Annotated in this window: 18 protein-coding genes; 5 read left to right on the top strand and 13 right to left on the bottom strand. The window is 62.0% G+C overall.

Annotated elements, in window-relative coordinates; all coding sequences use genetic code 11:
• Positions 1-23 precede the first annotated feature (23 nt).
• Together VE009_RS12230 and VE009_RS12225 are read right to left on the bottom strand one after the other, a co-directional pair.
• A complete protein-coding gene (locus VE009_RS12230) occupies positions 24-1,703 on the bottom strand; it encodes an AarF/ABC1/UbiB kinase family protein (protein ID WP_325007933.1) in 1,680 nt (559 codons plus the stop codon).
• 44 nt (positions 1,704-1,747) lie between these two features.
• Positions 1,748-2,113: a phasin family protein gene (locus VE009_RS12225; RefSeq protein ID WP_325007932.1), complete on the bottom strand. Its 366-nt coding sequence runs from the start codon at positions 2,111-2,113 to the stop codon at positions 1,748-1,750.
• Between the two features lie 200 nt (positions 2,114-2,313).
• Between VE009_RS12225 and VE009_RS12220 the strand changes: the two genes are divergently transcribed.
• Both VE009_RS12220 and VE009_RS27255 read left to right on the top strand, forming a co-directional pair.
• Positions 2,314-2,733, top strand: a complete 420-nt coding sequence (locus tag VE009_RS12220; RefSeq protein ID WP_325007931.1) for a hypothetical protein — start codon at positions 2,314-2,316, stop codon at positions 2,731-2,733.
• Positions 2,733-2,951: a type II toxin-antitoxin system HicA family toxin gene (locus VE009_RS27255; protein ID WP_414694840.1), complete on the top strand. Its 219-nt coding sequence runs from the start codon at positions 2,733-2,735 to the stop codon at positions 2,949-2,951. The genes VE009_RS12220 and VE009_RS27255 overlap by 1 nt, the downstream gene beginning before the upstream one ends.
• A gap of 182 nt (positions 2,952-3,133) precedes the next feature.
• Here VE009_RS27255 and VE009_RS12215 read toward each other — a convergent pair whose 3' ends face one another.
• On the bottom strand, positions 3,134-3,823 hold the full coding sequence (locus tag VE009_RS12215) for a hypothetical protein (RefSeq protein WP_325007930.1): 690 nt from the start codon (positions 3,821-3,823) through the stop codon (positions 3,134-3,136).
• A gap of 165 nt (positions 3,824-3,988) precedes the next feature.
• On the opposite strand from VE009_RS12215, the gene VE009_RS12210 reads away from it, so the two are divergent.
• The gene (locus tag VE009_RS12210; protein ID WP_325007929.1) at positions 3,989-4,423 is read left to right on the top strand and encodes an Rrf2 family transcriptional regulator; all 435 of its coding nucleotides are present in this window, start codon (positions 3,989-3,991) and stop codon (positions 4,421-4,423) included.
• A 91-nt stretch (positions 4,424-4,514) separates the two neighbouring features.
• Positions 4,515-5,393: an SDR family oxidoreductase gene (locus tag VE009_RS12205; RefSeq protein WP_325007928.1), complete on the top strand. Its 879-nt coding sequence runs from the start codon at positions 4,515-4,517 to the stop codon at positions 5,391-5,393.
• A gap of 70 nt (positions 5,394-5,463) precedes the next feature.
• On the opposite strand, the gene VE009_RS12200 is transcribed toward VE009_RS12205, so the two are convergent.
• A complete protein-coding gene (locus VE009_RS12200) occupies positions 5,464-6,117 on the bottom strand; it encodes a FusB/FusC family EF-G-binding protein (protein WP_325007927.1) in 654 nt (217 codons plus the stop codon).
• Between the two features lie 27 nt (positions 6,118-6,144).
• Positions 6,145-6,678 carry a PadR family transcriptional regulator gene (locus tag VE009_RS12195; RefSeq protein WP_325007926.1) on the bottom strand — a complete coding sequence of 178 codons (534 nt, stop codon included), beginning with the start codon at positions 6,676-6,678 and terminating at the stop codon, positions 6,145-6,147.
• A 91-nt stretch (positions 6,679-6,769) separates the two neighbouring features.
• Here VE009_RS12195 and VE009_RS12190 point away from each other — a divergent pair, with 91 nt between their 5' ends.
• On the top strand, positions 6,770-7,540 hold the full coding sequence (locus tag VE009_RS12190; protein WP_325007925.1) for a fused MFS/spermidine synthase: 771 nt from the start codon (positions 6,770-6,772) through the stop codon (positions 7,538-7,540).
• Positions 7,541-7,591: 51 nt separating this feature from the next.
• Here VE009_RS12190 and ptsP read toward each other — a convergent pair whose 3' ends face one another.
• The 8 genes from ptsP to VE009_RS12150 all read right to left on the bottom strand — a co-directional run bounded on the left by ptsP (position 7,592) and on the right by VE009_RS12150 (position 16,117).
• Positions 7,592-9,334 carry a phosphoenolpyruvate--protein phosphotransferase gene (gene ptsP / locus VE009_RS12185; protein WP_414694838.1) on the bottom strand — a complete coding sequence of 581 codons (1,743 nt, stop codon included), beginning with the start codon at positions 9,332-9,334 and terminating at the stop codon, positions 7,592-7,594.
• Between the two features lie 19 nt (positions 9,335-9,353).
• On the bottom strand, positions 9,354-9,620 hold the full coding sequence (locus VE009_RS12180; RefSeq protein ID WP_325007923.1) for an HPr family phosphocarrier protein: 267 nt from the start codon (positions 9,618-9,620) through the stop codon (positions 9,354-9,356).
• 25 nt (positions 9,621-9,645) lie between these two features.
• Positions 9,646-10,098, bottom strand: a complete 453-nt coding sequence (locus VE009_RS12175; RefSeq protein WP_325007922.1) for a fructose PTS transporter subunit IIA — start codon at positions 10,096-10,098, stop codon at positions 9,646-9,648.
• A 73-nt stretch (positions 10,099-10,171) separates the two neighbouring features.
• Positions 10,172-11,545, bottom strand: coding sequence for a fructose-specific PTS transporter subunit EIIC (locus VE009_RS12170; RefSeq protein ID WP_325007920.1), 1,374 nt, complete (start codon positions 11,543-11,545; stop codon positions 10,172-10,174).
• A 25-nt stretch (positions 11,546-11,570) separates the two neighbouring features.
• Positions 11,571-12,518, bottom strand: coding sequence for a 1-phosphofructokinase (gene pfkB, locus VE009_RS12165; protein ID WP_325007918.1), 948 nt, complete (start codon positions 12,516-12,518; stop codon positions 11,571-11,573).
• Complete coding sequence (locus tag VE009_RS12160) at positions 12,511-13,350, bottom strand: DeoR/GlpR family DNA-binding transcription regulator (protein ID WP_325007916.1); 840 nt, start codon at positions 13,348-13,350, stop codon at positions 12,511-12,513. Before VE009_RS12160 ends, pfkB begins: the two co-directional genes overlap by 8 nt.
• Positions 13,351-13,536: 186 nt before the next feature.
• On the bottom strand, positions 13,537-14,619 hold the full coding sequence (locus VE009_RS12155; protein WP_325007914.1) for an AbrB family transcriptional regulator: 1,083 nt from the start codon (positions 14,617-14,619) through the stop codon (positions 13,537-13,539).
• Positions 14,620-14,761: 142 nt separating this feature from the next.
• Complete coding sequence (locus VE009_RS12150) at positions 14,762-16,117, bottom strand: dicarboxylate/amino acid:cation symporter (RefSeq protein ID WP_325007912.1); 1,356 nt, start codon at positions 16,115-16,117, stop codon at positions 14,762-14,764.
• Positions 16,118-16,166 lie beyond the last annotated feature (49 nt).

The raw sequence follows: 16,166 nt of genomic DNA, 5'->3' as shown, positions 1-16,166 counted from the left end.
CGGACGGACCGGACCTTCCGCATTCAAAACCGCCCCGATTTCAAAATCGCGTACAGCAGCCACAAAAACATCAGCATCGCGATGCCGAAGCCGACCTCGATCGCGGGCACCTTCCACAGCACGCTCGGCTGGCGGCTGAGCGAGGAACCGATGATCAGCCCCGTCATGACGATGCTGAAGGCGAGCATGACGATGCTGAACGACAGCTTGTTGCTGATCCGATCCAGCTTCCGGAGGAACGCGTCCAGCTCCGGCACGCTGATCTCGAGCCGCGCCCGCCCGCTCTTCGCGACGCTCATCAGCTCGCTCGCCTGCTTCGGCAGCCGCAGCAGCATGTCGCCGTATTCGGACACGTCGCGCCATACGGCGGCGCCGAGCCGCTTCGGATGGAGCCGCTCCTTGAGCAGCCGCAGGCCGAACGGCTCCGCGAGGCTCACGATGCTGATTTCGGGATCGAGCGCGACGGCGACGCCTTCGACCGTGAGCAGCGCCTTGCCGAGCAGCAGGAAATCCGTCGGGATTCGGATATGGTGGCGGCGGGCCGTATCGAGCAAATCGTTGACCGCCTCCCCGAGGCTCATTTCGCTGAACGGCACGCCGTAATATTTCTCCCGCAGCTCCTCCACATCTCGGCGCAGCTCGTCCAAATTCGCCTCCTCCGTCAGCAGCCCCATGCGCAGCACAGCCTTCATAACGCCTTCCGTGCTTTGCCGCATGAGCGCGATGATGAGGCTCGCGAAGCTTGTCTTCATGGCCGGAGACAACCGGCCGACCATTCCGAAGTCGATGAAGGCGACCGCGCCGTCGGGCATCGCCAGCAAATTGCCGGGATGCGGGTCCGCGTGAAACAACCCTTCCACGAACATTTGGTGAAACATCGCTTCGAGCAGTTTCCTCGCGATCCGCTTCGGGTCCGCGCCGATCCGTTCCAGCTCGTCGAGCTGATTGACCTTGACCCCGTCGAGGTATTCCATGACGAGCACCCGCTTCGTCGTGTATACCCAGTAGATGGCGGGCATCCGCACGCCGCTGTCGCCGCGGAACTGCTTCGCGACTTGCTCCGTATTGCGACCCTCGATCGTGTAATCGAGCTCCTGCAGCAGCGCCTTGCCGAATTCGGCGACCATCCCCTGCAGCTGGTACCGCTGCGCCCATTCGAACCGCGCCTCCGCGAGCGCCGCCAAATTCCGCAAAATTTCCAGGTCGGTCTTGATCGCGGGCGATACCCCGGGGCGCTGAATTTTCACGGCGACGCGCTCGCCGGTATGCAGCCGCCCGAGGTGCACCTGTCCGATCGAAGCGGCGGCCGTCGGCCGCTCCTCGAACTCGGCGAACAGCTCCTCCGGAGTCCGGCCGAGTTCGGCCGCGATGAGCGCTTTCACCTCCGCGTACGGGAACGGTTCGACCCGGTCCTGCAGCAACGCCAGCTCCGAGACGATATCGTCCGGGAGCATGTCCGAGCGGGTGCTCGCGATTTGGCCGAGCTTGACGAACGTCGGTCCCAGTTCCTGAATGACGTACCGGAGCCGCTCGCCGACCGACTTGCGTTCGGGCGGCGCCGCTCTGCGCACCATGCGCGCCGGCAGCGCCAGCGCCTGGAACAGGCCCGTCTCCTCGACGATAAAGCCGAAGCCGTGGCGCATGAGCGCGGCCGCGATGTCCCGGTAACGGTTCATATGCCGTATTTGTCTGCCGATTGCCATGCGGGCGCACCCTTTCGGTTCTTAGCTTTCAGCGGCGTCGATCGTCATTCCGGCGACGGCCCCGCCGGCGGCGCCGTTTGCGGCTCGGTCGATTCCGCCCCCGCGACGGCCGGCGCGCCGCCCGCCCCTTCCAAGGCGGTCAGCCGAGCGTCCAGCCGCTCGACATCCTCTTTCGTCGCCACGCGCAGCTCCGCGAGCACGTTCCGCAACTGCTCTTGAACGATCTTCTTTAGCTCGCTCCGCTCCTCTTCCCCGCGCTGCAGCAGCCGGGTCAGCAGCTCTTGCGACTCGTTCGGGCGAACCTCCCCTTTGCGCACCAGCTCCTCCACCAAGCGCTCCGCCTTCTCCTTGCTCATCGCCGTCACGCCCAAGCCGAGCGCGACCGCTTTCTTCAGTACTTCCGAAATCAAGGCTGTCAGCTCCTTTTCCCTGCGAATCGTATCCGTTCCATTTTTTCTAGACTGCCCCATTTTCACGAAAAGATGAGAGCTCAGTTTTTTCGTTTAGTTTAAGCACAACGATGAAGGGGAATGGATAACATATAAAAATGTACACAACGTACACTATGTACATAACGTTTTTCGCGTGCTACGATAGGAGGTGAGGAGGGATGATTATGGAGGCTCTATTGGCTACACAAGTTCGCGCGAATATGGGCGGTTTTATTGATACCGTCGTTCGCGAGAAGCCGCAGGCTATCCGCCGGAACCGTGACGTAATTGTTGCCGCATCTCGCGACCATATGCGCTTTTTCCTGTCTGCTTATGAGCTTAATTTTGAGTACGAGCAGGATGAAGATGGTCGTTATGCCGGCAGCATCAAGGAGATTGATTTCATTGTCGCTGACGGAGCTACACTTGAGGAGCTGCGTCTTGAACTGGCACAGCAACTCGTTGAATATGCCCAGGATTACTTTAATGAATATGTTCGGTATACCAATGCGCCCAATACCCGTGGTCATGCACCCTACGTTCTCCGAGTTTTGCTCGAGGACGATGTTAAAGCGGTTTCTCGCTTGCTTCACGGTTAATGCCTAGCTGGGACGATTTTGAGACTTGGCTAAAACGTAACGGTTGGAAAAAGCTGCGCGAGGGAAGAGATACCATCTACGAAAAAACTGATTCCAACGGTAACGTTAGACGGACACGAGTTTCCAAAGGTTCGGGCGAAATTGGAAAGGGATTGTTCCGTAGAATTTTAAAACAACAACTGGGAATCGATAAAGATACTTACGACCGCCTCAAATAAAACCCCAATCCCTCAATGCAGGGGTTGGTTTTTTTCTCGATCGGGAGCACGGCGCCTTTACCCATTTCAGGCATTTGCCAACATGTTAACGCGGTGAATTGATAAAGAAAATTACAAAACAAAAGGCCCGTCGTTTCCGACAGACCTTCTGCATTTTTCAATGCTCTTCGAAGTAGCACCTGCTACTGCTTCCAATGCATATGCTCGTAAATTTTCATCGCCCGGGGCACGAAACCTTCTTCGTAATCTTCCGGGTACTGGATCGTGATCTGCACCATCCGCCCGTTCGCCTCGATCAGCGCGACCGAACCGACGATCGTGCCGTCCGCGCCGGTTTTGTGGATGCCGTATTCTTCGAAGCTGCCGGCGAACCGCCGAGGCGCGTCCGCGGCGTACGGCGCGATCTCGAATCCCTCCTGGCGCTTCAGCTCATGGGAATAGTCGACGAACTTCTCTTTCGTCATCTCCTCCGCCGGAGCGAACAGATAGAACACCGCTCTCGGCTCGCGCGTGCCGCCGAAATTCGCCGTCGCGAAGAACGCGTCGCCCTCGCCCGAGCTTGCGGACGACGGTTCGATATCCTCGGGCACGTACGTCGTGAAGCCGATCCCTTCGTCCGTATATTTGACGAGCGTGATAGACTCCTCCGTTCCTTCGAGCTGGACCGTTTCGGTGATCGTCTCTTCCCCTTCGGCGCCGGCATTCGCCCCGCCGTCCGCCGGCTGCTCAGCCGGCTGCTCCGCGTCGGGCGCGGCCGGATCCGGGGCCGTCGTTTCCGGAGGCGTCGTCTCCGGCGCCGGGTCGGCCGCGGGGGCGTTCCCGCAAGCCATCGTCAGGAAAACAAGCAACAAGACCGAACAAAGTCGTAGCATGATGCATTCCTCCTTCGTTATTATGGACTGCGAATGCGGAAGAATCGTTGCAGGCGTTTGGTAAGAAGTTTCCCCTTTTTCGATGCGTTCATTCGCCTTTCATTTCCGCGCGCTTGACATTCGCCTTCGTTAGAACTATCATGGTTACAACGGAGGTGAGAAAAGATGAAGCAAATCAGCAGCCGATTTTCGATAGCCGTGCACGCTTTGTCTTTGATCGCTCAGTTTCCGTCGCAATGCACCGGAGAATTCATCGCCGGCAGCGTCAACACGAATCCGGTCATCGTGCGCAAAATGATCGCCATGCTAAAGAAAGCCGGTCTAGTGACCGTCCGTCCCGGCGTCGGCGGCACGTCCTTGACGAAAGCTCCGGAGGACATCTCGTTGCTGGACGTATACCGGGCTGTAGGCTCGACGGACGACGGCGAACTGTTCAATTTCCACGATGCGCCGAATCCGCTCTGTCCCGTCGGACAGCGAATCGAAGGAGCGCTGCGGTCCCACATGCGCGAAGCGCAGCTCGCCATGGAGCGCAAGCTGGCGGGCGTCACCCTGCGGCAGCTGATTGCCGAGATGCAGGAGCAATCGAATACGCGGTAAATCCAGTCTCGTCGAGAGACTGTTTTTATACATGAGTTGTAACCAAATTGGTTATAACAATATAAATCGAAACACTGGAGGGAATTCTCTTATGAAAATTTTGGTTACCGGCGCTACAGGGCAACTGGGCGCGAAAGTCGTAGAAACTTTGCTCGAAACCGTTCCTGCCGAGCGAATCGCCGCGAGCGTGCGCTCGCCCGAGAAAGCGCAAGCGCTCCGCGACCGCGGGGTCGATGTGCGCCAAGGCGACTTCGACGATCCGGCATCGCTCGACGCCGCCTTCGCCGGCATCGATAAAATCTTGATCGTATCGACCCAAGGCGACAACGACACTCGCATCCGCCAGCACCAAGCGGCGGTCGACGCGGCGAAGCGCGCCGGCGTCAAATTTATCGCCTACACCAGCGTCTCCCATGCGGATACGAGCTCGCTGTTCCTCGCTCCCGTCCACAAGGCGACGGAAGAAGCGATCCGCGCGACGGGCATTCCGTACTCGTTCCTGCGCAACAACTGGTACATCGAGAACGAAATCGGCTCGATTCAAGGCGCGCTGGCGGGCGCTCCGATCGTCACGTCGGCCGGCGCCGGGCGCGTCGGGTGGGCGAGCCGCGACGATTACGCGCGCGCGGCGGCCGCGGTGCTCGCGGGCGAAGGCCACGAGAACACGATTTACGAGCTCGCCGGCGCGCCGGCGACGACGGAAGACTTCGCGGCGGCGCTGTCCCGCGCGCTCGGCCGCGAGGTGCCGGTGCAGCACGTCGACGATGCGACGTACGGCACGATCATGGCCGGCGCGGGCGTGCCCGACTTCGTCGTGCCGATCCTCGTCGCGATTCAAAGCGCGATCCGGGAAGGCACGCTCGACGTCTCCAGCGGCGACTTCGCTAAGCTGCTCGGCCGTCCGCCCGCTTCCTTGGAAGAAGCGCTCCCGTCGATCGTCGCCGGCGTGAAAGCCGCTGGGACGCAATAAGCAGCCAGCCTACGCGAAAACCCCCGCATCCCCGGCGAACGCGCTCGGGATGTCGGGGGTTTTCCCCATGTTACGACCCTATCGTCTCCAAAAACTGCTCCAGCGTCTCCACGCTCGCGATCCGCGCGTTGCACGCCGCGCCGTCCAAACAAATGTACTGCCCGACCGCCTTATAATAATCGGGCAAGTGAGCGAGGCGCGCCTTCGTCACGGCGGTGAACAGCGCCGTCTCGCCGCTTCGGTTGCAGAAGGCGCAGACGCCTTTCTTCGCGACCGCCTCGAACCGCCCTTCCACCCCGATCCATGCGCTCGCCGCGTCCCGGCGGTATACGAGATACATCCGGTTCGATCCGCCGTCGACCCAGCTCAAATACGTCAGCGGCTTGCCGCCGGCCTGCGCGAGATCGGGCAGCTTCAGCTTCTTCGTCTTCGGAAACAGCCGCTTCGCCTCTTGTTCCGACAGCAGCGGGAACTTGCGCGTATACAACTGCAGCTCCGCGATATACGCCTGTACATCCTCCGCGGTGCGCAATTCGCCGACGCGCTCCACCGTTCGCCGGTTATCCTCCGACGCCTCCGGACAAGCCTCCAGCGCGACGGCGACCGCCCGCGATCGCGCCGCCTCGACGACCCGCCGGTCCGACGACGTCTGCAGCGCGGACAGCAGTATTTGCGCCTGCTGGACGATTTTATTGTATTGATGATTGTGCAAAAACGGTTCCATGGCGTACCTCCGCCCTTCTTCGCATATTCAACTCCGCCGCCCCGCGCCTGACTGCAGCTCCGCGAGCCCCTCGCGCAGCTGCTGCAGCGCGCCCTCCGTATTGGCGATGCCGATGTTGAGACACACCCGCTGCGTCGGGCTCAGCTTCGCCGCCCACTGCTCGCGGTCGGCGTACAGCTTCGCAAGCGTCCGCTCATGTCTGCGGATGCCGTCCTCAAGCCACTGGATCGTCCGGTCCCGGTCCGCCCACTCGCCGAAAAACAGCCGCAGCATGAAGTCCGACTTCACTTCCGTCTCCTGAATGTCGCTCTCCAGGTAGCGGTAGAACGCTTGTCTTCCTTTCGCCGTAATGGTATAGATGTTTTTATTCGGCTTCCCGACCTGCGCGAGACTCCGCTTCGTTAAGAGCCCGTCCCGCTCCATCCGGTTGAGCGTCGGATAAATGGTGCCGAAGCTCGCATTGTAAAAATGAGAAAACAGCGTTTCGAAATGCTGCTTGATTTCATACCCGGACAAGCTCGCTTTCATCAACATGCCGAGGATGACGTCCTGGCTTTGCACGGCGATCACTCCCTTTCGACAGCATCACTATATCACTCCTATATATATCAATTCAACATATGAATGCAAAAAAAGGAGGTTATCGCTGCCTATGCGCGAATTGTGGACCCGGTCCGTTGGCGGCGGCGCGCTGACCGTATACGAAACGAACGAGCTGTACGGGGAAAAAGGCGCCTTCCGCGCGCTCCGGTTCGCGGATGGCGCGGTGCAGGGGGCGGTCGATCTGAACGACCCGGCGCGCATCGTGCTCGAGTACCCGAGAGCGATAATGCACCTTATGGAAGAAAACGATCCGGATTACGAATCCGTATTCGTGATCGGCCACGGCGTCGGCACGATGGGGCAAGCGCTGAAGGACAAGCGGTGTAAAATCGCGGAAATCGAGGAAGCGGTGCTGGACGCCAGCCGACGGTTTTTCGGCTATGCGCTCGACAACGTCGTCGTCGGCGACGGCCGCGCGGCGCTCGCGGGGGAATCGGACGAAGCCTACGACTACATCGTGCTGGACGCGTTCACGGACGAAGGCACGCCGCGCCATTTGACGTCGCTCGAGTTTTTCCGGCTGTGCCGGAGGAAGCTGCACCCTAGAGGCGGCATCGCGTTGAATTTGATCGGAAGGGGCGAGCAGAACGAGCGCATTCGCTCCGCGCTGACGACGCTGCAGCAGGAGTTTCCGTATACGCGCGCCTTCCGGCTGCCGTCGCCGGGTTCCGCCGACCTGCAAAACTTCGTCCTGATCGGCCGGTCTGCCCCGATTCGCTGCCAGCTGCGCGCCATGGCCGGCTTCGTCGACGTAAAGCTCGCGCCCGGGCGCATCGTCCGCGACCCGAGCGTAGAACCGTTCCCGCCGTACGCGCCGTAAAATGCAAGCAAGCCGACCGCCCGCAGGCGATCGGCCATTCGTATTCTTACCTTACACATTCTCCAAGAACGACCGCAGCGCTTCCCGCACGTCCGCGGGCGTCCCGAGATCGAGCGCCGCGTCGGCCAGCTTCGCGCAGTCATCCCGCCGAAGCCGCGACACTTCGCGTTTGATTTTCGGAATCGCCGTCGGCGACATGCTCCACTCGTCCAGCCCGAGCCCGACGAGCAGCGGAGCCGCCAGCGGGTCGCCGGCCATGCTGCCGCACATGCCGGTCCACTTGCCTTCCGCATGCGACGCGTCGATGACGCGCTTGATCAGCGTCAGCACGGCCGGATGGAAGTAATCGTAGAGGTACGACACCTTCTCGTTCATCCGGTCGACCGCGACCGTGTACTGCACCAAGTCGTTCGTGCCGATGCTGAAGAAGTCGACTTCCTTCGCCAGGCGGTCCGCGATTAGCGCCGCCGACGGAATTTCGATCATGACGCCGAGCTCGATTCGATCCGCCACGGCGGCGCCTTCGGCGATCAGCTGCGCCCGCACGTCTTCGTAGACGCGCTTCGCCGCGCGCCACTCGTCCATGCCGGAAATCATCGGGAACATGATTTTCAAGTCGCCGTGCACGCTGGCGCGCAGCAGCGCGCGAAGCTGCGTGACGAATAGCTCCTTGTTATCCAAGCAGAGCCGAATGGCTCGGTAGCCGAGGAACGGATTCATCTCTTCGGGCAGGTCGAAATACGGCAAATGCTTATCTCCGCCGATATCGAGCGTCCGAATGACGACCGGCCTCCCGTCCATCGCTTCGAGCGCCCGCTTGTACGCTTCGTATTGGTCTTCCTCGCTCGGGGCGGCGTTCCGGTCCATGAACAGGAACTCCGTGCGGAACAATCCGACGCCTTCCGCGCCGCGCGCGAGCAGCCCTTCCGCTTCCTCCGGACGGCCGATGTTCGCGGCGATCTCGAAGACGTGTCCGTCCTTCGTCTCCGCGGCGCGATGCGCGTACGCCTCAAGCTCGGTATGACCGGCGCGCTCTTCCTCGAGCAACCGCTCGTACCGCGCTACCGTCTCCGACGTCGGCCGCACGATGCATACGCCCGCGCCGCCGTCGAGCACGAGCAGGTCGCCATGCGCGATCTCCTTCGTCTGCTCGCCGAGGCCGAGCACGGCCGCGATGCCGAGCGAGTTGGCCAAAATCGCGGTATGGGACGTCTTGCCGCCCACCTTCGTCGCGAAGCCGAGCACTAAGTTTTTATCGAGCTGCACCGTGTCGGACGGCGACAAGTCTTCGGCGATGATGATGACTTCCTCGCGAATGTCCGACAGCCGGACGGCCGCGCCGCCGGCGAGATGCGACAGCAGCCGGCCGCCGACGTCGCGAATGTCGGCCGCCCGCTCCCGCATATATTCGTTCGCCATGCTTTCGAACAGCGCCGCCACCTGTTTCACGACGCGCCGCACCGCCGTCTCCGCGCTCCAGCCTTCGCCTTTGATCAACGCCTCCATCGGCGGGTAAAAGCTGGGGTCGTTCAAGAAGCTGATTTGCCCTTTTAAAATGGTCGCCTTCTCTTCGCCGAGCTTCTCCTTCGTCCGTTCGACGAGCTCGTTCAGCTCCTCGACGCAGCGGCTCTTCGCCGCCTGGAGCCGCGCGAGCTCCTCGTCCGGGCGGTCGGCCTTGACGTCCTCCGCCGCGCCGGCTCCCGCCGGTTCGTATACGAACGCCTTCCCGATCCGAATGCCTTCGGATACGCCCAAGCCTTGCAGCCGTTTCTCTGTCACTCCGTATCCCCCCATGCGCTCCCGGGATCGAGACTTACGCCTCCCCGAACCCGCTTTCGATTAACGCGGCGAGCGCCTCTGCCGCTTCGCGCTCGTCCGGTCCTTCCGCTTTGATCGTTACGACCGAGCCTTGACGCAGTCCGAGCGTCATGAGCCCGAGAATGCTCTTGCCGTCCACGTCCGCGCCGTCCGTCGCCAAATGAATCGTGCTTTGGTAGGCGAGCGCCTTTTCCGTAAACAGCTGCGCGGGACGAATGTGGAATCCGTCCTTGTTTTGAATCGTCGCTTTTACTTCGTACATGCGTAGGTCCCTCCGTAAGTCCTTATTAAGAGATCGTTTCCAGCAAGGCGATCAGTTCGTCCGCCGAATCGACGGAAAGCAGCGCGTTGCGGAACTGTTCGTCGATCAGCTTGCGCGAAATCGAAATGAGAATTTGCAGATGCTCGTTGCCGGCGCCTTCCGGAACGGCGATCATGATGACGGCCTTCACCGGCTGCCCGTCGAGCGAATCCCAATCGAGCGGCTGCGCCGGCTTCGCGAACGCGATCGCCGGACGCGCGACGCCCGCCGATTTGCCGTGCGGAATCGCGACTTGGAAGCCGATGCCCGTCGAGCCCGTCGCCTCCCGCTGCTTCAGCGCCGCGACGTATTCGTCTTGGTTCGAGACCGCGCCCGCGGCCGCGAGGCCTTCTGCCATCAGCTGCAGGCACTCGGCTTTATCCGTCGTTTGCAGCGGGATGAAAATCGCTTTCCGATCCAACAGTTCCGTAATTTTCATTAATTTTCTCTCCTCTTCATTAAGAAAAGAGGGGATTGCGCGCCCCTCTCGCGTCGTTCTTTGAGCAGCTATATTACGCCTTCACAGGCTTCTTCAAAATCGAGAGCATCAGCGCCGTCACCGCGATGCCCGCGGCAATCGCGACGACGTACATGCCCAGCTGGCCGACCGCGTTCGGGATCGGGAGAACGAAGATCCCGCCGTGCGGCGCCCGCAGCGTCGCCCCGAACAGCATCGAGAGAGCGCCCGTCACCGCGGAGCCGGCGACCAAGGAGGGGATGACGCGCAGCGGATCGCCCGCGGCGAACGGAATCGCGCCTTCCGTAATGAACGAGATGCCGAGGACGGAAGCGGCCTTGCCGGCTTCGCGCTCTTCGTTCGTAAATTTCTTCGGCGCGAGCAGCGTCGCCAGCCAAAGGCCGAGGGGCGGCGTCATGCCGGCGGCCATCACGGCCGCCATCGGGCCGTACACGTCGCTGGCGAGCAAGCCGACGGCGAACGTGTACGCCGCTTTGTTGACCGGTCCGCCCATATCGAACGCCATCATCGCGCCGAGCAGCAGGCCGAGCAGCACCGCGTTCGCGGAGCCGAGCGTCGTCAGCCACGCCGTGAGGCCGTTCATGATCGCCGATACCGGCTCGCCGATGACATAAATCATAAGAAGGCCTACAATCGCGGAGGCGAGCAGCGGGATGAGCAAAATCGGCTTCAACCCTTCGAGATGTCTAGGCAGCTTGATGTGCCGCTTGAGCAGCAGCGCCGCGTAACCGGCGATGAAGCCGGAAATGATGCCGCCGAGGAATCCGGCGCCGAGCTGCGACGCCAGCATGCCGCCGATCAGGCCCGGGGCGAGACCCGGCTTTTCGGCGATCGAGAACGCGATGAAGCCGGACAATATCGGCACCATCAGCGCGAACGCCGCGCCGCCGCCGATGCTCATCAAAGCCGCGGCCAGGGTGCCTTCCACTTTGAACGCCTCGATGCCGAACACGAATGACAGCGCGATGAGCAATCCGCCGGCGACGACGAGCGGCAGCATCGCGGACACGCCCGTCATCAAGTGCTTGTAAGCGCCCGTGCGCGCCGAGCTGCGCTCGGCCTTCGTCTTTTCCACTTGCTGCACATAGTCTGCGCTCGAGGCCGCTTGTTTATTTAACGCTTCCTCGATCAAGCCTTGCGGATTTTTGATCGCTTGCGCGACCGGGACGCGAACGATCGGCTTCCCGGCGAACCGGCTTTCCAAGACGTCCGTATCCGCGGCGACGATGATCGCATGCGCTTCCGCGATCTCCTGCTCGGTCAGCTCGTTCTCGACGCCGACGGCGCCGCGCGTTTCCACCTTCAGCGAGGTGCCGCTGTCTTTCGCCGCTTTGATCAGCGACTCCGCTGCCATGTACGTATGCGCAACCCCTGTCGGACAGGCGGTTACGGCAAGTATCTTTTTCATGGGTGATCCTCCCTTTTTTCTACCGTTATAATTTCGTAATGCCGACGTCCGGCAGCCTCTCCCGTACTTCTTCCAACGTGCACACGTCCGTCCCGGGCTTCGACGCCGTGATCGTTCCCGCGGCGGACGTCCAACGCGCCAGCTCCTCGCCGGTAAACTCTCGGAGGAAGGCGTACGCCATGGCCGCGACCATCGAATCGCCGGCCCCTACCGTGCTGGCGGGCGTAATCGGGAACGGCTTCGCCAAGTAGGCATCCTCCTCGTGCAGCAGCAGCGAACCCTTCTCGCCCATCGACACGAGCACGCAGCGCGTCGATCCGCTCAGCAGCATCGCCGCCGCCTTGCGCAGGCTTTCCACGGTGTCGTAGCGCTCACCGAACAACCGCTCCAGCTCGTGAATGTTCGGCTTCAGCGCGTACGGCTGCGCCTCGATGCCCGAGCGCAGCGCCTCGCCGTCGGCGTCCAGGATGACCTTCGCGCCGCGGCCGTTGGCGATCTCGATCAAGCTTCTATAGAAATCGGACGGCGCTTCCGGAGGGAGGCTTCCGCCGATGACGACGATCGCGGCCTCGCCCGCGCTCGCCTCGAACTGTCGCAGGAAATCGTCCAGCATCGCCGGCGTCGCTTCGAACCCCGGCTCGTTCAGCTCGGTCGTGCGATTCGTGCTTTCGTCGACGATTTTCAAATTCGTCCGCGTTTCGCCCTCTTCCGCTTCGACGAAGCGGTACGGAATGCCGGCGCGGCGGAGCATCTCGGTCAGCGTCCGCCCCTGCATGCCGGCGGCGAGCCCCAAAGCTTCCGCGTCGACGCCGAACCGCTTCAGCACCTTCGCCACGTTGATGCCCTTGCCCCCCGCGTCCGTGCGCATGTCGCGAATTCGATTCAAGGCGCCGAGCTCGAAGCGCTCGACCGTTACCGTTTTGTCCAAGGCCGGATTGAGCGTCACCGTCACGATGCCCGTTGCGTTAGTCATGCTTGCTTCCTCCTTCGCGGGCGACGATCGTTTCGATGCCGGCCTTCTCCAGCTGATGAAGGCATTCCGCCGTCGCGCCTTCGTCTATGATGCACTGATCGACGGAGGACAAATCGGCGACCTTCGCGAAGGATACGCGTCCGTACTTGCTGTGGTCCGCGAGCAGCACGACGCGGCTGGCCGAGCGAATCATGCGCTCTTTCACGGCCGCCTCGAGCAAATTCGGCGTCGTCAGCCCCGCCTCGGGGTGAATGCCGTTCGTCGCTACGAACGCCTTGTGCGCATGGATGCGCTCGAACGCGCGCTCCGCGAGCGGCCCGACCATCGCCAGCGTCTCCGGGCGCAGCGTGCCGCCGACCAGGATGAGCTCGATCGTCGGATGTCCGCCGAGCTCCTGCGCGACGACGAGCGAATTCGTCACCACCGTCAGCTGGCGAAACCGCTTCAACTCTTTGGCAAGGTGATGCGTCGTCGTGCCCGAATCGAGCACGATGCGGTCGCCCTCTTCGATCAACTCCGCCGCTTGCTTCGCGATGGCCGCCTTCTGGCTGCGGAAGCGGTCCTCCTTCTCGAGGAACGGAGGCTCCGCGTTGTCGTCCTGCATCGGAACCGCCCCGCCGTGCGTGCGGCGAAGCCGCTTCGCGTCTTCGAGGTCTTTCAAATCGCGGCGCACCGTCGATTCGGACACCTGGAACAGCTCGGCAAGCTGCGCGACGGAGGCCCGGCCATGCTTCAGGACATAGTCGACGATTTCCTGCTTGCGCTCTTCTTCGTACAGCACGGGCTTCACACTCTCCTTATCCACTGCCTCTATATATCTAGACGTCCTCATGCTCGTTCATGCTCATTTCGTGACTGATTGTGATTGTTTATGGAACAACTTGATTATATATGCTCATTAATTATTTGTAAAGCGCTTTCTGGTGGCGATTTGTGCTCATTTGCGGAAACAAAAACAGCCGAGCTCGAACCCCGAGACGGCTGTATAAGCATTCCTATTCGACTATACTGCAAACGCTCATTCCGCTAACCGATCGGCGCGCGCCCCGCGTCCGAACCACAGCTTCAGCGCGATCGGCACGATGCCGATGATCGTGTACAACCGAACCATTTGCAGCGACGTGACGACGGCCGCGTCCGCGCCGACCGACGATGCGGTCAGCGCCATTTCGATCAGCCCGCCGGGCGCGACGCTGAGCAGCGCCGCCGGCATTCCCATCCCTGTCCACGCGTGCAGCGCCGCCCCCAGCAAGAGCGACAGCGCCAGCATCGCGGCGACGAGCAGCAAGACGCGCCACCATTGGGCGCTCACCGCCCGCAGGTCCCGGAACGACACCGATTCGCCGAGCCCGGCGCCGACGACGACTTGCGCCGCGATGAGCGCGGCGGCCGGAATCGCGGGCAGCCCCGCGCCCGCGATGTGCAGCAGCGCCGTCAGCAGCATCGGGACGAGCACGTACGATGCGGGCACGATGCGGCGCAGCAGCCAGCCGCCGAGCGCGGGCAGCGCGTACCACGCGAAGCCGGCCGCGCCCGCGCTCGGCCCGGCGGACGGCGCCGCAGGCGAGACCAGCGCCGCACCGCTTCCTTCCGGCGCGAACCACAGCGTCACGAGCAGCGGCACGACCGACAGCACCGATAGAAGGCGCAGCGTTTGGAGGAAGACGACGGTGCCCGGCTTCGCGCCGACCGCCGTTCCGGTCACGACCATCTCCGTCAGTCCCCCCGGGATGAAGCCGAAGACGCTGGAGACGCGGTCGGTCGCCGTCCACCGCGAAAACAAGACGCCGAGTCCGACGCAGCACACGATTGTCACAGCGGTGATGCCCAAATAAGGCAGCAAATAAGGGCCGACCAGCACGATCGTCGCTCCGGTGAACTGCAGCCCGAAGACGATGCCCAGCGCGACTAATGCGCCGTTCCTCAAGGGCGCGGGCGTCTTGCGCGCGGGAGGGCGGTACGCCTTCCACAGCATGACGGCCGCCATCGGCCCGAGCACCCACGGCAGCGGCAGCGACATGGCGGCGAACGCCCACCCGCCGAGGAAGGCTGCCGCGTACGCCGGCAGCAGCGACGCGTACCCTGCAGCAGCGAAGTTCATGGCCTCACCCCGTCCGATTTCGTTCTCTTACCTATATGGACTCCATTATAGCATAGTCCGCTATGGCATAGTCCGCCGCCTCGGCCTCGTATGAAAAAAGAGGACTCCCCCCTTCGGGGAAATCCTCTTACTCACAAAACCGTTACGCCGTCTGCAGCTCGAGCGGATCTTCCTCGTCGTTCTGATACGCCGCGCGGTCGAACTCGCCTTCCGAGTTCGCGACGATCAGCGCGCTGACCGTCGTGCCCGTCGCGTTCACGGCCGTGCGGCCCATGTCGACGATCGCGTCGACGGCGAGCACGAGACCGATCGCTTCGAGCGGCAAGCCGAGCGCCGTCAAGACGACCGTCGTCGAGATCGAAGCCGGACCCGGCACGCCCGCGACGCCGATGGACGAAATCATGCTGACGAGCACGATCAGAATGTAGTCGGACACCGTCAGCTGCACATTGAACACGCCGGCCGCGAATACCGCCACGACCGCCGGCCACACGCCGCCGCAGCCGTTCATATTCATCGTCGCGCCGAGCGGCGCCACGAAGCTGGCGATCCGGTCAGACACGCGAAGCCGTTTCGTGATGACCTGCAGGTTGACCGGCAGCGTCGCATAGCTGCTCCGCGTCGTGAAGGCGACGGCGATCGTCGGGTACGCTTTGCGGACGAATTTGATCGGATTTACCTTCGCGACGAACGAGACCAGCCCGCCGAACGTCAGCACGAAGTGGATCAGCAGCGCGACATACGTCGCCGCGATGACTTTGATGAGCGGCATCAGCGTGTCGAGCCCGTAGCTGGCCGCCATGTTGCCGATCAGCGCGAACACGCCGTACGGCGTCAAGCGGATGACGTATTTCGTCACTTGATGCATGACCTGCGCGAACGAATCGAAGAACGCCTTCACCGGCTGGACCTTCTCCGGCGATTTCGCGCTGATGTGCACGATCGCGATCGCGAGGAAAATCGAGAAGATGAGCACTGGAACGACTTTGCCCGTCGCCATTTCGTTGATCGGGTTTGCCGGCACGAGGTCCAAGATGACCTGCGAGAACGTCGGAATGTCGCGAGCCGCGAAGCCTTCCGGCAGCGCCTGCTGAATGCCTGCGCCCGGGTTGAACGCCAGCGCGACGATCAAGCCGATCAGCGCGGCGACGCCGGTCGTGGCGAGGAACAGCGAAATCGTCTTCACGCCGATTTTCCGCAGATGTCCGAGGCTCGAGATCGAAGTGATGCTCGTGATGACCAGTACGGTGACGAGCGGCATGACGAGCATTTTGATCAAATTGACGTAAATGCTCCCGATCGTCTTGATGCTCGTCGCGTCGATATCGAACGTGTTGAGCCCGATGCCGACGGCCAAACCGAGACCGAGCGCCGTAAGCACCCGCTTCCCGAACGAGACGCGCTTGCGCGCGAGTCCGTACAGGAAGGCGATGACCAAGATGGAGACCGATAAGCTGATCCAGTTGGATTGGATCGCTTGAATCAGGTTATTTTCCAACTCTATTCCCTCATTTCCTATATGATTAGTATGAATTATATACTGCAGC

This window comes from Paenibacillus sp., from assembly GCF_035645195.1.
Taxonomy (GTDB): Bacteria; Bacillota; Bacilli; order Paenibacillales; family YIM-B00363; genus Paenibacillus_AE.
The sequence above is the reverse complement of the archived record's forward strand: the minus strand, read 5'-3'. Positions and strand labels throughout refer to the sequence as shown.